Consider the following 16,778-nt stretch of genomic DNA (forward strand, 5'->3'; position numbering starts at 1 on the left):
ATGAAACGCTTGTTTGATCGTCCTGCAAGGCTCTGGCCCGGGCCTCAAATACTGAAACACTTGCACTTGTGGCGAGGGAGCTTGCTCCCGCTGGAGTGCGCAGCGCTCCCAAACCTCTTGGGGTCGCTGCGCAACCCAGCGGGAGCAAGCTCCCTCGCCACAGTAGCGAATTTGCCGCCTGGATCAGCGGTTGTCGCTTACTTCCAGATCGCCATCCCAGCCGCCGCCCAGCGCGGCAATCAATTGCACGCTGGCAATCAATCGGCTCTGCAGAATGTTCAGCACGGTCCGCTCGTTGCTCAGCGCCGTGGCCTGCACCACTACCACATCGATATAGGCAATCAGCCCGGCCTTGTACTGGTTTTCCGTCAAACGCAAAGAGTCACGCGCGGCATCGAGGGCTTCCTGGCGCACCGCGGCCTCATCCTCGTACACCTTCAACTGCACCAGATAGTTTTCCACCTCGCGGAAACCATCGAGCACGGTTTGCCGATATTTCGCCACAGTCTGGTCATACACCGCCTCAGTGCGGTCGACTTCCGCCGAACGTATGCCGCCGTCGAACAGCGGCAGATCCAGTTTCGGCCCGACCGACCAGAAACGGTTTGGCAGACTGATCAGATTTTTCGAGGTGCTACTGCTGTAACCGCCACTCAGGCTCAGAGACAAATCCGGGTAGTACGCGGCTTTTGCCACGCCGATGTTGGCGTTGGCGGCAATTACCGAGCGCTCGGCCGAGGCAATGTCCGGGCGACGCTCGAGCAACTGCGACGGCAGGCTCAACGGCACCTGCGGCAAGTTCGGAATGGTCTGCGTCTCCGCAATATTGAAATCTGCGGGTGCCTGCCCGGTCAGCACGGCAATGGCATTCTCGAATTGCGCCCGTTGCCAGATCAGATCGACCAGATCGGCCTGGGTGGTTTTCAGCTGTGTCTGCGCCTGAGCGACTGCGTCACGCCCGGAAACCCCGGCACGGTACTGGTTCTGGGTCATTTTCAGCGATTTTTCGTAAGCCGCCACCGTCGATTCAAGCAGACGCTTTTGCTGATCGATCACCCGTAATTGCAGGTAGTTCTGCACCAGTTCCGACTGTTGGCTCAGGCGCATCGCCGCCAGATCGGCAAAACTCGCCTGCGCGCTGGCCTTGTCGGCTTCAAGTCCACGACGCAGCTTGCCCCAGATATCGGCTTCCCAACTGACGCCCAACTCGGCGTTGTAGGTATCGCGGATACCGCTGGAGGAACTGCTCAGACTAGAACTGCTACTGCCGGTGCCCTGGCTTGAACGGGTTTTGCCCAGACTCAGATCGACATTCGGATAAAACGCCCCACGTGCGCTGCGCACCAACGCCTGGGCCTGCCGGTATTGGGCTTCCGATTGCGCGACTGTCTGGTTGGAACTGTTGAGCTTTTCGACCAGGCCGTTGAGCTGCTGATCGCCATACAGTTCCCACCAGGCGCCACGGGCCAGCGAATCGCTCGGATTGGCTTGACGCCAGCCTTCGGCTTCCTTGTATTGAGCGATTTCGGCGGTCTGCGGGCGCTGGTAATCCGGGCCGACGGCGCAGGCACTGAGCATCGCCACGCACAGCGACAGGCTCAAGAGACGCGAGCCGCGAACGGTGGCCAGATGGATAAGCGATTGGTCAGTCATAGCGGAGTTTCCAGAGCGGCGTCAGTACGCACGCCACGCCATTTGTTGAAGCGATGGCGCAGCTTGTCGAGATAGAGGTAAACCACCGGGGTGGTGTAAAGCGTCAGAACCTGGCTGAAAATCAGCCCGCCGATGATGGTCAAGCCCAATGGCTGGCGCATTTCCGCACCTTCGGCACGGCTGAGCAACAACGGCAAGGCACCGAGAATCGCCGCCAGTGTAGTCATCAGAATCGGTCGCAGACGTTGCAGACAGGCGCTGCGGATCGATTCCAGTGGCGTCATGCCGTGGTGCCGTTCCAGTTGCAATGCGAGATCGATCATCAGGATCGCGTTTTTCTTCACCACGCCGATCAGCAGGAACAACCCGAGCAACGAGATCAGGCTGAATTCGCCGCCCAACGCATAAATCGACAGCAATGCTCCGACCCCGGCCGACGGCAAGGTCGACAGAATCGTCAACGGGTGAATGTAGCTTTCATACAGCACACCGAGGACCAGATACACCGCCAGCAGCGCGCCGAGGATCATGAACGGCTGGCTCTTCTGGGTGGCGGCAAAGGCGTCGGCGGTACCGGCCATTTTCGCAATCACATCCTCCGGCAAGCCGAGTTTGGCAATCGCCCGCTCGATGGCGGCGCTGCCCTGCTCCACCGTTACGCCTTCGGCCATGTCGAAGGAAATGTCCTCGGAGGCAAACTGACCTTCGTGGCTGACCCGGTCGTCTTCCAGGCTGCTCTCGTAGTGAGCGATGGTCGACAACGGAATCCGCGCACCGTCAGCCGTGATCACCTGCACCTGTTTGAGCGTCACCGGGTCCTGGGCGTACTTCGGATTGACCTCCATCACCACTTGATACTGGTTGAGGCTGTCGTATATCGTCGAAATCTGCCGCTGGCTGTAAGCGTTGTTCAGCACCGCCGTGACCATGTTCATGTCGACGCCCAGGCGTTTAGCCTGATCTCGATCAACGATCAACGTCACCTGTTGCGCGCCTGCGCCTTCACGGGCATCAATCGCGGTCAGTTCCGGTAAGGCTCGCAACGCCGCGACGACCTTTGGATACCACTTGCGCAACTCACCCAGATCACCGCTCTGCAGGATGTAGCTGTACTGCGAAGTGGTCTGTTCGCGGCCCCCGCCGAATTGCAGGTCCTGATCCGCCATCAGCATCAATTGCGCACCGGGCACCTTGGGCATTTCCTTGCGCAGACGTTCGATGACTTTCTGCGCCGACAACTGGCGCTCCTTGATCGGTTTCAGGCGTACCAGCATGAACGCGTTGTTGGTGCCGTTGGTGCCACCGATGAACCCGGCGACACTTTCTACCGCTTCGTCCTTGAGCACGGCGCGGCGGAAGGTTTCCATTTTCGGCTGCATCACGCTGAACGACAGCCCGTCGTCGCCGCGCACAAAACCGATCAACTGCCCGGTGTCCTGCTGCGGCATGAAAGTTTTCGGAACCACCACGTAAAGCGCCACGTTGACGCCAACGGTGATGATCAGGCTGAGCAGCGTCAGGCGTCGATGGCGCAATACCCAATCAAGGCTGGTGGCGTATTTGCCGACCATCCAGTCGTTGGTCTTGCGGCTCCAGCGCTGTAAACGGTTTTCCTGCCCCGGCGTATGCGGCTTGAGCCAGCGGGCGCAGAGCATCGGCGTGAGTGTCAGGGACACCACCAGCGATACCACGATGGCTGCGGCCAAGGTGATGGAAAACTCGCGGAACAGGCTCTCGACAATCCCGCCCATGAACAGAATCGACAGGAACACCGCGACCAGCGAAACGTTCATCGACAGAAGCGTGAAGCCGACTTCCTTGGCGCCAAGGTACGCGGCCTGCATCGGTTTGACGCCTTCGTCGATGTGCCGGGAAATGTTTTCCAGCACCACAATGGCGTCGTCCACCACCAGGCCGGTGGCAAGAATCAGCGCCATCAGCGACAGGTTATTCAGCGAAAAACCATACAGGTACATCACCGCGAACGTGCCGACCAGCGACACCGGTACCGCCAACGTCGGAATCAGCGAAGCGCGGAAGTTACCGAGAAACAGGAACACCACCAGAATCACCAGTGCCACGGCGATCAGCAAGGTCATTTCGGCTTCGTGCAATGTGGCCTTGATCACCGGCGAGCGGTCCATCGCCAGATTCAGCTTGACGCTGGCCGGCAGCACCGCTTGCAACGCGGGGAGCTGCGCCTTGATCTCGTTGACCGTCTCGATGATGTTGGCGCCGGCCTGGCGGTTGATCACCAACAGCACCGCCGCGTCATCGTTGAAGAAACCGCTGTTGTAACGATCTTCTACGCCATCGCTGACCTTGGCCACGTCCTTGAGGCGCAACGCGGCACCGTCGGCATAATGGATGATCAGCGATTCGTAATCCTTGGCTTTCTCCAGTTGGTCGTTGGCCTGAATCTGCCACAACCGTTGGCCGTCTTCGACCGAGCCCTTGGGCCTGCGCACGTTGGCGTCGGCGATGGTCTTGCGTACATCGTCGAGCGCCACGCCGTACTGGTTCAGTGCCTGCGGTTCGAGTTCGATGCGCACCGCCGGCAAGGAGCTGCCGCCGATCTGCACTTCGCCGACGCCCTGAACCTGCGACAGGCTCTGCGAAAGAATGGTCGACGCCAAGTCGTAGAGCTGGCCTTTTTCCAGCACGTCCGAGGTCAACGACAGCACCATGATCGGCGCCTGCGACGGATTGACCTTTTTGTAGGTCGGCATGCTGCGCATCCCGCTCGGCAACAGGTTGCGCGAAGCGTTGATCGCCGCTTGCACTTCCCGCGCCGCGCCATTGATGTCGCGGTCGAGGTCAAATTGCAGAATGACCCGGGTCGAGCCCTGACTGGAGCGGCTGCTCATGGTGTTGACGCCGGCAATCGCGCCGAACGAACGTTCCAGCGGCGTGGCCACGGTGGATGCCATGACTTCCGGACTGGCACCGGGCAGGCTCGCCTGCACGACGATCACCGGGAAGTCCATCTGCGGCAACGGCGCCACCGGCAGCAAACCGAAACTCACACCGCCCAGCAACATGATCGCCAGGCTCAGAAGCATGGTCGCGACCGGGCGTTTGATGAAAGGACCGGACAGATTCATTGACCAATATCCCAGGATTCACTCAGAACCATTGTGGGAGCGAGCCTGCTCGCGAAGAGGTCGTCACATCCAGCATGTGTAGCGACTGAAACGCCGCATTCGCGAGCAGGCTCGCTCCCACATGAGGTTAGCTCTGGGGGTGAAGTCATACCGCCACCTCTTCGGTGTCGGCATCGGTTTTACCGAAACGACGGCCGAGACGGTCGAAATTCAGGTAGATCACCGGCGTGGTGAACAGCGTCAGCACCTGGCTCACCAGCAAGCCACCGACCATCACCAGACCCAGCGGTTGACGCAACTCAGCACCGGAACCGGTCGCCAGCATCAACGGCACCGCACCGAACAGTGCCGCCAGTGTGGTCATCAGAATTGGCCGGAAACGCAGCAGTGCCGCCTGATAGATCGCTTCCTCGGGCGCCATGCCCTGGTTGCGTTCGGCATCGAGGGCGAAGTCGATCATCATGATCGCGTTCTTCTTGACGATGCCGATCAGCAGAATGATGCCGATGATCGCGATCATGCCCAGGTCGTTACCGCTGAGCAGCAACGCCAGCAAGGCACCGACCGCCGCCGACGGCAGGGTCGAGAGAATGGTGATCGGGTGAATGTAACTCTCGTAGAGCACGCCGAGCACGATGTACATGGTCACCACCGCCGCCAGAATCAGCAGCAAGGTGCTCGACAGCGACGCCTGAAACGCTTCGGCCGCGCCCTGGAACTGGGTCTGCACGCCAACCGGCATTCCAATGTCTTTCTGTACCTGCTCGATGATGTCTACCGCGTGACCCAGCGCTACACCAGGGGCGAGGTTGAACGACATCATCACCGCTGGAAACTGGCCGATGTGGGTGATCGCCAGTTGCGCCTGACGCTCTTCGACGTGGGCCAGACTCGACAGGCGTACTTGCGCACCGTCGGTGGTTTTCACGTGAATCTGATCCAGCGCCTGCGGGCCGATCTTCTCCCCGGCCTGCGCTTGCAGGACCACGCGGTACTGACTGGCCTGCGTGTAGATGGTCGAAATCTGCCGCTGGCCGAAGGCGTCGTACAGCGCATCGGTGATGTTTGCCACCGAAACGCCGAGGCGCGAAGCGGCATCGCGGTCGATGACCAGATAGACCTGCAAGCCTTTGTCCTGCAAATCACTGGCAACATCAGTCAGTTCGGGACGCTGCGCCAGTGCCTCGACCAATCGCCCGCTCCATTCGCTGAGCAATTCGGAATCCGGCGAAGACATGCTGAACTGGTACTGCGTGCGACTGACCCGATCTTCAATGGTCAGGTCCTGTACAGGCTGCATGAACAGGCGAATGCCGACCAGTTTGTCCAGTTGCGGTTGCAGGCGCGCAATCACTTCGGTGGCGGTCAGATCGCGCTCGCCGTGAGGCTTGAGGTTGATCAGCAAGCGGCCGCTGTTGAGCGTGGCGTTGTCGCCATCGACGCCAATGTAGGACGACAGACTCTGCACCGCCGGGTCTTGCAGAATGACCTTGGCCAGTTCCTGTTGACGCTCACCCATCGCGGCGAAGGAAATCGATTGCGGAGCCTCGGAAATACCCTGAATCACCCCGGTGTCCTGCACCGGGAAGAACCCCTTGGGCACGACCATATAAAGGAACACGGTCAGTGCCAGTGTGCCGATGGCCACCAGCAGCGTCAGCGGTTGATGCTTGAGCACCCACTGCAACTTGCGGCCATAAGCGGCGATCATCCAGTCGATGCACGCACCGCTGGCCCGGTAGAAACGGCCCTGCTCATGTTCTTCCGGCTCGCGCTTGAGCAGACGTGCGCACATCATCGGCGTCAGGGTCAGCGATACCACGAGAGAAATCAGGATTGCCACCGCCAGGGTGATGGCAAATTCGCGGAACAGTCGACCGACGACGTCGGCCATGAACAGCAGCGGGATCAACACCGCGATCAACGACAGTGTCAGGGAGATCAGGGTGAACCCGATCTGCTTGGCGCCCTTGAGCGCGGCTTGCATCGGACTGTCGCCCTCCTCGATGAAACGCGCGATGTTTTCCAGCATCACGATCGCATCATCGACCACAAAACCGGTGGCGATGGTCAGGGCCATCAGGGTCAGGTTATTGACCGAGAACCCGGCCAGGTACATCACGCCAAAGGTGCCGATCAGCGACAGCGGCACGGCCACCGACGGAATGATCGTCGCGCTGAAACGGCGCAGAAACAGGAACGTCACCATCACCACCAAAGCGATAGCAATCAGCAGTTCGTGCTGCACGTCAGTGACCGAGGCACGGATGGTCTGGGTACGGTCGGTCAACACCGTGACTTCGAGACCGGCCGGCAGGTTGTCGGTGATGCTCGGCAGCAAGGCCTTGATCCGGTCGACCACTTCAATCACGTTGGCACCCGGCTGACGCTGGATGTTCAGCAACACGGCCTGATTGAGGTTGGCCCACGCGGCCAGACGCTCGTTCTCGGCACCGTCGACGATTTCCGCGACGTCCTTGAGCCGCAGCGGCGCGCCATTCTTGTAGGCGAGGATCAGGTTGGCGTAATCCTTGGGCGACGTCAGCTGGTCGTTGGCATCGAGCATCGACACCCGGGTCGGGCCGTCGAAGTTACCTTTCGGCTGGTTGACGTTGGACGCGCTGATCAGCGTGCGCACGTCCGACAGGTTCAGGCTGTTGGCGGCCAGTGCTTCCGGGTTGACCTTGATCCGCACCGCCTGACGCTGACCGCCGGCAATACTGACCATGCCGACGCCGCTGATCTGGGCGATTTTCTGCGCCATGCGCGTATCGACCAGATCATTGAGTTTGGGCAGGAGCATGGTTTTCGAAGTGATGGCCAGGGTCAGCACCGGGGTGTCCGCCGGGTTGACCTTGTTGTACACCGGCGGCGCCGGCAAATCAGTCGGCAGCAGGTTGGTCGCGGCGTTGATCGCGGCCTGCACCTGTTGTTCGGCGACGTCCATGTTGATGTCGAGGCTGAAACGCAGGGTCAGCACCGACGCGCCGCCGGAACTGGTCGAGGCCATTTGCGTCAGGCCCGGCATCTGCCCGAACTGACGTTCAAGCGGCGCGGTGACGGCACTGGTCATCACGTCCGGACTAGCGCCGGGGTACAAGGTCATGACGCGGATGGTCGGGTAATCGACCTGTGGCAGCGCCGACACCGGAAGCAAGCGATACGCGATCAGGCCGGCCAGCACAATGGCGAGCATGCTCAGCGTAGTGGCTACCGGTCGGAGGATGAACAGCCGCGAAATGTTCATGCGCCCTTCTTGGCCTTTTCAGTGACAGTGGCGTCAGTCGGGGTAGCGGCAGATTTGCCCTGCAAGTGTTCAGTCGGCGTGGTGGGTACTTGATTGCTGTCGTTGACCACCTCCACTTCGCTGCCCTCTTTCAGGCGGTCGGTGCCTTCGAGTACCACGCGATCGCCCGCCGCCAGACCCTCGGTGATCACAGTGTTTTCACCGTCACTGGCGCCGATCTTCAACTGGCGAATGGTGACTTTCTTGTCACCCTCCAGCGCATAGACGAACGTGCCGTTGGTGCCGAACTGGATGGCTGCTGACGGTGCGAGTACCACGCCTTTGAGCGTGTCGGCCAGCAGGTGCACGTTGACGAACTGATTAGGGAACAACGACTGATCGCGGTTCTCGTAACGGGCCTTGAATTTCAGCGTGCCGGTGGCGACGTCGATCTGGTTGTCGAGGCTTTGCAGTACGCCGGTGGCCTGCAGTTTGGTGTCGCCGCGATCCCAGGCTTCGGCTGGCAGTTTGGCGCCGCTGCGATAGCGCGCGAGCACGGTTTCCAGGCTGTTTTCCGGCAGCGTAAACGCGACACTGATGGGTTGAGTCTGGGTGATCACCGCGAGGAACGTGGTGTCGTTCGCCGCGACGAGGTTGCCGACGTCGACCTGACGCAGGCCAACGCGACCGGCAATCGGCGCGCGGATCTTGGTGAATTCGAGATTGAGCTTGGCGTCGTTGACCGCCGCCTGATTGGTCTTGACCGTGCCGAGGTACTGACCGACCAGCGCTTCGGCGGTGTCGAGGGTCTGTTTGGCGATGCTGTCCTCTTTGAACAGACCGCGATAACGCTCGACATCGACCTGTGCGTTTTTCAGTTGCGCCTGATTCTGCAACAAGGTGCCTTCGGCCTGGAGCAAGGCGTTCTGGTAAGGACGCGGATCGATCTCCGCCAGCAGGTCGCCAGCCTTGACCATCTGCCCTTCTTCGAAGTTGATCTTCACCAGCTCACCGCCGACCCGGCTGCGCACGTTGATGGTGTTCAACGCAGTCACCGTACCCAGCGCCTTGTAATACAGCGGGAAGTCCCCTGTGACCGCCGGCGCCACGCGCACCGGAATCGGCCCGGAGCCACCGCCGAAGCCTGGACGCATCATCCCCGAACGTCCGGTGTGCCCGGCCGCAGCCTTCTCACCGCCCTCCTTGTGGGCTGAACCGGCCGGCCAGAATTTCCAGCACAGGACGGCAATAACCAACAAGATCAGCAGGCTGATCAGCCAGCGACGGGAGTTACGGGGGGATGATTGCATGGAGTGATTAACCATTGGGCGCGTGGGCTTCTTTTACAGGAGGCTGAACGATAAGCACTGGTGGGGGTAAAGCAAAGCAGCTTTACCGGCAATTTACCTTCAACTTACGTTTCAAGGTGTGAGGCAAAACACTGATACACAAATGAAAACGGCCTGGACAGGGCCAGGCCGTTAACAATTGTAAAAGCGATTGTTTCAGAGCACTTATTTCAGAACGGCGAGTGCAGCTTCGTAGTTCGGTTCTTCAGCGATTTCCTTGACCAGTTCGCTGTGCAGGACGTTGTCGTTTTCGTCCAGAACCACGACTGCGCGGGCAGTCAGGCCTTTCAGCGGGCCGTCGGCGATGGCCACGCCGTAGTTTTCGATGAACTCGGCGCCGCGCAGGGTCGACAGGTTCTGCACGTTTTCCAGGCCTTCGGCGCCGCAGAAGCGTGCCTGGGCGAACGGCAGGTCAGCCGAGATGCACAGCACCACGGTGTTGGCGACTTCGTTGGCCTGAGCGTTGAACTTGCGTACGGAAGTCGCACAGGTCGGGGTATCGACGCTTGGGAAGATGTTCAGCACTTTGCGCTTGCCGGCAAAGTCTTTCAGGGTGACGTCGGACAGATTGCCGGCAACCAGAGAAAAGGCTGGCGCCTTGGAACCGGCTTGTGGCAACTGGCCGTTGACTTGAACCGGATTGCCTTTGAGGGTGACTTGAGCCATGACTTGAGTCCTTCTGAACGTTGTTTTAGAAAATCACGCAAGGGCCGAAGTTAACCACGAAATTGTTCTACAACCTATGCCTCAACCAAAATTGTCATGTTCTTGCCGTGAAATTGCATACAACCCGATTACCTGTGGGAGCGAGCCTGCTCGCGAAAGCAACCTGTCAGTCAACGCTATGCTGAATGTGCTGCCTTCGCGAGCAGGCTCGCTCCCACAGGGATCTTCGTAGATATCCGATGTGCATCATTTATTTTGGAGACTCTGTCGATTCGTGATCAGCTCATTCGACTAAGTAGTGAGTCCCTCACACTCTCTGGAGTAACTGCCATGCGATTCATGATCCTTGTCAAAGCCAGTGCCGATTCCGAAGCCGGCGTCATGCCCAGCGAAGAGTTGCTGACCGCCATGGGCAATTTCAACGAAGAACTGGCCAAGGCCGGCATCCTGGTCGCCGCGGATGGCCTGCACCCGAGCAGCAAGGGCACACGCGTGCGCTTCTCGGGTGACAAACGTACGGTGATTGACGGGCCGTTCATCGAAACCAAAGAGCTGGTGGCCGGCTACTGGATCTGGGACGTGAAGTCCAAAGAAGAAGCCATCGAATGGGTCAAGCGCTGCCCGAACCCGATGCCGGGCAGCGACTCGGACATCGAAATCCGGCAGATATTCTCTGCCGAGGATTTCGGTGCGGAATTCACGCCGGAGTTGCGTGAGCAGGAAGAGCGCATCCGCGACCAAGCGAAGAAATCCTGACCCGACCCGCGCATGGAATGCCATCAACCTGTGGGAGCGGGCAAGCACGCTCCCACAGATTTAGTTTCAGTTGCACTCTCTGAAACAAGATCAAAAGATCGCAGCCTTCGGCAGTTCCTGCGAAAAGCGGGAATGCTCAGCACACTTTCCCGTGATCTCGCGCACAAAACCAAAGAATTAATCCATTCGACTGGCTAACTCCCGCTTAGCTGCTAGCTTCATTCAGACGTGTCCTACAGGCTTGATAAGAAAGGGATAATGCCGTCAACGGCCGCCAAGTGCCGAAGCGTCCGAATGAGCACCAGGGAATCGGGGAATTATGTTGAATCAATGGGGATGCTACGCCTTGCTGTTGGCGAGTTCGCTGACGCCGACAGGTTTTGCCTGGGCAAATAACGCCGAGGAGGCCAACAAAAGTAACAACCCGCTGAACCTGGCCCCCGGCGCCAACCTTCAGGACTACTACACACCCAGGCTTTACGACAGCAACGTCCATACCAACGACGCTTTGTTGCGCGGCACGTTGCCAGTGGCGCCGAACGACTTCATCGGTGTGCCGCAATTGCTCCGCGCAACCATGCCGATCAGCACCCGCCCCGACCCGCACGGCGGCTACAGCACTGGCATCGGCGACCTCAATCTGTTCGATATCTTCCTGCTCAAGACTGACGGCGTGCAATTGGGCATCGGCCCGCAAATCACCGCGCCGACCGCTGCCGAGGATGAACTGGGCACCGGCAAATGGCAGGCCGGCCTTGCCGCGATAGCGATTGATTCTTCGCCGCGCGGGCTGCTCGGCGCACTGGTGCAGTATCAGAGTTCGTTCGCCGGCGATCACGATCGGCCCCACGTCGAAACCGCCACGATGCAACCCTTCATCATCCATAACCTGGAAAAAGGCTGGTACCTGCGTTCCACCGGCACCTGGACGTTCGACCTGAAAAACGACACCCACTACATCCCGATCGGTCTGGGCGCAGGCAAGGTGTGGAAATCCGGCAGCAACATTCTCAACGCTTTTGTCGAGCCGCAATGGACGGTCGAACGCAAAGGCGATGGCCTGCCGCAATTCACCCTGTTCGCTGGCATCAACGTCACGTTCGGCAAATAAGGACTTCGCCATGCACAGTGCACTTCGCACCGCCGGCTTCAGCCTGATGACCATGTTTGTCAGTTGCGGTGTCGGCGCTCAGGATCTCGATACGCCGATCGGCAAGATCGCCATGCAGGGCGAACTGCCGGCCCATGAGTCAATTGCCAAACTCTATGCCGAACTGGATTTCCAGCAGGCCACCCAGAGTTATCTGTGGGCGTTGCCGCTGGTGTCCTACGCGCAGTGGCAGGAAGAGTTTCGCGACAAACTCGGCGCTCGCAGCGGCGACCTTATGGTGCTCAACAGCTACGAAGACAAACTCGGGGTGATCACCGCCAACGCCACCACGCCGTACATTCTCGGTTTCGTCGACCTCAGCGAAACCGGGCCGCTGGTAATCGAGCTGCCGCCGGGGCCGACCGCTGGCGGCATCGGTGATTTCTGGCAACGGGCGATCATCGACATGGGCCAGACCGGGCCGGACAAAGGTCAGGGTGGCAAATACCTGGTGCTGCCACCGGGCGCAGAGCCGCCAGCGGATGCCGGCAAGTATTACCTGGCGAAATCGGAAACCATGAATGTGCTGGTGGGTTTCCGCGTGCTTGATCCGGACCCAGCCAAAGGTAAGGCTCTGGTCGAGCAGTTCAAGATGTACCCGTACGCCAAGCGCAGCGAGCCGAGCAAAACCCGTCTGCTCTCCCCCGGCGGCAAAGCCTGGTCGGGCACGCAGCCACGCAGTATCGCTTACTGGCAACGCTTGCATCAGATCATCCAGAAGGAGCCGGTCAATGAACGCGACCGTTTCTATATGGCCATGCTCGCCAGCCTCGGCATCGAGAAAGACAAACCTTTCAACCCCAACACCCATCAGCGTCAGGCGCTGGAGCAAGGCGCGCAGGTCGGTGAGCTGATCGCCAAGGCCAACACCTTCGCCAAGCGTTTCCCCGATGCGCAGTATTGGCCGGATCGGCATTGGGACACCGTGCTGAACATCGCCGAGCCGTCGCAACGCGTGGCCTATTACGACCAGTTGTGGGAGCGCAGTGCTTGGTTCTACGAGGCGGTCACCAACACCAAAGGCATGATTTCGAAAACGCCGGGGCTGGGCCAGACCTACCTCGGCGCCTACACCGATGCCAAAGGTGAATGGCTGGATGGCGGCAAAAGCTATCGCCTGCACGTCGGCACCCCGCCACCCGCCAAGCAGTTCTGGTCGATGACTGTTTACGACATCGACAGCCGTTGCCTGATCGATAACCCGCAGCGAAAGGCCGATTTGTCGTCGCGTCAGGACCTGAAGAAAAACTCCGACGGTTCGGTCGACCTGTACTTCGGCCCGACCGCGCCAAAAGGTTTCGAGAACAACTGGGTGCAGACCCTGCCCGGCAAACACTGGTTCAGCTATTTCCGCCTGTATGCGCCGACCGAAGCCTATTTCGACAAGAGCTGGAAACTCGACGACATCACTGTCGTGCAGTGATTAAGGACAACTCATGAACACACGCCATCTGTTGCTCACCGGCCTGACCCTCGCGTTGAGCACCAGCGCCTGGGCCGACTTCAGCGCAAGCCCGGAAGAGGCCCGTGGTATCGCCAAGGAAGCCTATCTGTACGGTTTCCCGGTGGTCGAGATGTACAAGACCCTCTACACCCAGGCCGTCGACAGCAAAAGCCCTAACTACAAGGCGCCGTTCAACCAAATTGGCAATACCGCCAAGGCTTTCACCGCCAAGGACACCGCATTCGTTACGCCGAATGCCGATACGCCCTACTCGTTCGTCTGGATGGATCTGCGCGCCGAGCCACTGATCCTGACCTTGCCGCCTATTGAGGAGCATCGTTATTACTCAGTGCAATTGATCGACGCCTACACGCAGAACTTCGCCTATCTGGGCACGCGCAGCACCGGCAACAACGGCGGCCATTTCATGATTGCCGGCCCGGACTGGCAGGGGCAGCAACCGGTCAACATTGATCGGCTGCTGCGTAGCGAAAGCAACATCGCCTACGCCCTGTACCGCACACAGCTGTTCGATGAAAAGGACCTGGCCAAGGTCAAGCAGATCCAGAAGGGCTACAAGGTCGAAACCCTCAGCCATTACGTCAAACAGAAAGCCCCGGCCCCGGCGCCGAAGGTCAGTTGGCCGAAACCGACACCGACCATGAGCGAAACCCCGGATCTGTTCCGTTACCTGAACTTCATGCTCGCCTTTACGCCGCCGCAGGATATCGAGAAAGACCTGCTCGCACGCTTCGCGAAAATCGGAATCGGCGCCGGCCAGCCGTTCGATCTGAAGTCCCTCAGCGCCGAACAACACAAGGCTCTTGAGGACGGCATCAGCGACGCCAAGGCCGAATTCGCCACGCTCAAGAAAGACAAGATCGACACCCACCAGGTCACCAGCGGCGACTTCTTCGGCACCCGCGATCATCTCAAGGGCAACTACCTGTATCGCTACACCGGCGCCAAAGTGGGCATTTTTGGCAACTCCGCCGAAGAGGCGAATTACATCGGCTATTTCGTCGACAAGAACGGCCAACCAGTCGACGCCGGCAAACACGACTACACCCTGCACTTCGACAAGGGCGCCCTGCCGCCGGCCGATGCTTTCTGGTCATTGACGATGTACGACGGCAAGAATCAATTGCTGGTGGCCAACCCGCTCAATCGTTACCTGATCAACTCACGAATGCTGGCGGATCTGAGGCTCGATGCCGACGGCGGGCTGACCCTTTACGTGCAACACAAGAATCCCGGCAAGGACAAACAGGCCAACTGGCTGCCGGCGCCGAACGGGCCGTTTTATGGGGTACTGCGTATTTACCTGCCACAGCCGCAGGTGGCCAGTGGCGAATGGAAGATTCCGCTGCTGACCCCGGTCGATGCAAAACAATAAACGGAGACAGTGATGGTCAAGCCTTACGTTGTGCGCCCGATGCTGGCGCTGTGCATGCTCGGCAGTCCGCTGTTGTACGCCGCCGAGGGCGGGGTTGGCCGGCCGATTACCGGGCAACAGGTGTATTCCAATGCGGGGGTCATCCCACCGGAACCGGGCTGGGTGGTTTCGGTGACCAGTATCTGGTACGACGGTTCTCTGAAGGGCAGTCGCGGTGCGCCGATTTCCGGCGAAGTCAGTGCCGGCATCGACATGAAAGTCTCGTACACCATGACCAACCTGACCCACGTCTGGGACACCGGCAAAGGGCCGTGGAATTTCGCTTCGGCCATCGGCATTCCGGTGCAATACACCGACATCGACGCCGCTGTTACCGGCCCGCGTGGTCGCACCCTCGGCACCAGCGACTCCGGCACTCAGTTCGCCGACCCGCTGATCACGCCGATTGCTGCCGGTTATCACTTCGACGCGCTGAACCACATCTCGTTTTCCCTGCCGATCTACGTCCCGGCAGGCGCGTACAACGACAACCGACTGGCCAACCCCGGACAGAACAATTACACGTTCATGCCGACCGTGGCCTTCACCCATCTCGACGGCAAGGGCGGCGAGTTCACCCTGTCGAGCGGGCTTGAGTTCTACACCGAAAACGACGCCACGGATTATCGCAACGGCAATATTTTCACGCTTGATGCGCTGTGGACCTACGGTTTCGGCAGTGGCTGGAACGCAGGGCTGGCCGCCGGTTACATCCAGCAGATCAGCGATGACAAAGGCGATACCGCCGATGCGTTGAATGGCTTTCGCGGACGCTCGGTCGGTGCCGGCCCTACCGTCGGCTGGAGCGGCAAGTTCGCCGACACGCAGGCCAGTTTCAGTGCACGCTGGGTGCCGGAGTTCGACACCAAGAACCGCCCCGAAGGCAACGGCATCAGCGTCAACATGACCCTGGCGTTTTTCTAGAAGGAGCCAGGGATGGCTATTACCCGCCGCTTGACCTTATGCACTGCGCTGTTCAGCGGTATTGCTTGTGCCAGTGGCGACTTGCCGACCCTGGGTGATGCCCCGGCGCAGATTGCCGGCAAGGGTGACCCGGAAACCTGCCATCGACTTCAGCAGGACTTCGACATCGACCTGAAAAAAGTCGTCGCCGCCGGTTGCGATCCGTCCACCGAGCAAATCGCCAAGCTGATGGACAACCCGGTCGGCAACCTTGTGCTGCTGTTCAACCAGTACGACTACACCGCACTCAAAGGTCCGAACAGCAACGGCACGCGGATGCTCGGCAAATACAGTTTCATGCCGACCTTCCCGATTTCAATTGGCGAGGACTGGAACCTGATCAACCGCCTCCCCATCAGCTACGTCAGCGCGCCAGTCAATCACAAAGCCGGCAACCTGATCGGCATGGGGCCGAACGAGTTGCTACACGATCGAGGCGACTTCGCCTCAGTCGTGCAGGACCCGTTTGACCGCACCAGCGGCTTCGGCGATCTGGCCTACGTCGGCGTGTTCTCGCCCAAGGAGCCGATTCGCTTTGCCGGCGGCGGCAAAATGGTCTGGGGCTTCGGCCCGACCGCGATGTTCCCCACCGCCGAAGAAGACGTGCTCGGCACCGGCAAATATTCCCTCGGCCCGGCGTTCGTCGCCGCCTACCTCGGCCCGGACTGGACCCTCGGCGTGTTTCCGCAGCACTGGTGGTCGGTGGGCGGCGACAGCAAACGCAAGGACGTCAGCCTGACCAACGTGCAGTACTTCATTCAGCGGGCGATTCCAGGGCCGGAGCAATGGCGGATCGGCATGACCCCCAACGTCACGGTCAACTGGAAAGCCGAGGGCGGCAACAAAGTCACCTTCCCCATCGGCATCGGTGCCGGGCGGATTTTCAACTTCGGCAAATTGCCGGTACGCATCTCTGGCGAGATCCAGTACTCGGCGATTCACCCGGACGACCTGATCAGTAGCCGCTGGAATTTCCGGCTGTCGTTCATTCCGGTCATTCCGACGTTCATGTTTTGAGAAGGAAGCACAAGT

At 59.8% G+C, this 16,778-nt stretch carries 11 protein-coding genes; 6 read left to right on the forward strand and 5 right to left on the reverse strand.

Features of this window, described 5'->3' with window-relative positions:
• Window positions 1–183: 183 nt before the first annotated feature.
• The 5 genes from ACIOWE_RS02185 to tpx form a co-directional block, all read right to left on the reverse strand.
• Entirely contained in the window at window positions 184–1,653 is a 1,470-nt protein-coding gene (locus ACIOWE_RS02185) for an efflux transporter outer membrane subunit (protein WP_401386802.1), read from the reverse strand.
• Complete coding sequence (locus ACIOWE_RS02190) at window positions 1,650–4,757, reverse strand: efflux RND transporter permease subunit (RefSeq protein WP_401386805.1); 3,108 nt, start codon at window positions 4,755–4,757, stop codon at window positions 1,650–1,652. The genes ACIOWE_RS02185 and ACIOWE_RS02190 overlap by 4 nt, the downstream gene beginning before the upstream one ends.
• Window positions 4,758–4,902: 145 nt before the next feature.
• Window positions 4,903–8,004 carry an MdtB/MuxB family multidrug efflux RND transporter permease subunit gene (locus tag ACIOWE_RS02195; protein ID WP_401386808.1) on the reverse strand — a complete coding sequence of 1,034 codons (3,102 nt, stop codon included), beginning with the start codon at window positions 8,002–8,004 and terminating at the stop codon, window positions 4,903–4,905.
• The gene (locus tag ACIOWE_RS02200) at window positions 8,001–9,308 is read right to left on the reverse strand and encodes an MdtA/MuxA family multidrug efflux RND transporter periplasmic adaptor subunit (protein WP_401386811.1); all 1,308 of its coding nucleotides are present in this window, start codon (window positions 9,306–9,308) and stop codon (window positions 8,001–8,003) included. Before ACIOWE_RS02200 ends, ACIOWE_RS02195 begins: the two co-directional genes overlap by 4 nt.
• 189 nt (window positions 9,309–9,497) lie before the next feature.
• Window positions 9,498–9,998 (reverse strand): thiol peroxidase, encoded by a 501-nt coding sequence (tpx, locus tag ACIOWE_RS02205; protein WP_103302155.1) that lies wholly within the window; start codon window positions 9,996–9,998, stop codon window positions 9,498–9,500.
• A 330-nt stretch (window positions 9,999–10,328) separates the two neighbouring features.
• Between tpx and ACIOWE_RS02210 the strand changes: the two genes are divergently transcribed.
• The 6 genes from ACIOWE_RS02210 to ACIOWE_RS02235 all read left to right on the forward strand — a co-directional run bounded on the left by ACIOWE_RS02210 (window position 10,329) and on the right by ACIOWE_RS02235 (window position 16,763).
• On the forward strand, window positions 10,329–10,754 hold the full coding sequence (locus ACIOWE_RS02210; RefSeq protein WP_401386814.1) for a YciI family protein: 426 nt from the start codon (window positions 10,329–10,331) through the stop codon (window positions 10,752–10,754).
• 319 nt (window positions 10,755–11,073) lie between these two features.
• Entirely contained in the window at window positions 11,074–11,865 is a 792-nt protein-coding gene (locus ACIOWE_RS02215; RefSeq protein WP_401386817.1) for a hypothetical protein, read from the forward strand.
• Window positions 11,866–11,875: 10 nt separating this feature from the next.
• Entirely contained in the window at window positions 11,876–13,327 is a 1,452-nt protein-coding gene (locus ACIOWE_RS02220) for a DUF1254 domain-containing protein (RefSeq protein ID WP_401386820.1), read from the forward strand.
• Window positions 13,328–13,340: 13 nt separating this feature from the next.
• Window positions 13,341–14,744, forward strand: a complete 1,404-nt coding sequence (locus tag ACIOWE_RS02225; RefSeq protein ID WP_401386823.1) for a DUF1254 domain-containing protein — start codon at window positions 13,341–13,343, stop codon at window positions 14,742–14,744.
• A 12-nt stretch (window positions 14,745–14,756) separates the two neighbouring features.
• A complete protein-coding gene (locus ACIOWE_RS02230) occupies window positions 14,757–15,707 on the forward strand; it encodes a transporter (protein ID WP_401386826.1) in 951 nt (316 codons plus the stop codon).
• A gap of 12 nt (window positions 15,708–15,719) precedes the next feature.
• Window positions 15,720–16,763, forward strand: a complete 1,044-nt coding sequence (locus tag ACIOWE_RS02235) for a hypothetical protein (protein WP_401386829.1) — start codon at window positions 15,720–15,722, stop codon at window positions 16,761–16,763.
• Window positions 16,764–16,778: the final 15 nt, after the last annotated feature.

The sequence above is a fragment of the Pseudomonas sp. NPDC087598 genome, from assembly GCF_044743525.1.
GTDB lineage: Bacteria > Pseudomonadota > Gammaproteobacteria > Pseudomonadales > Pseudomonadaceae > Aquipseudomonas.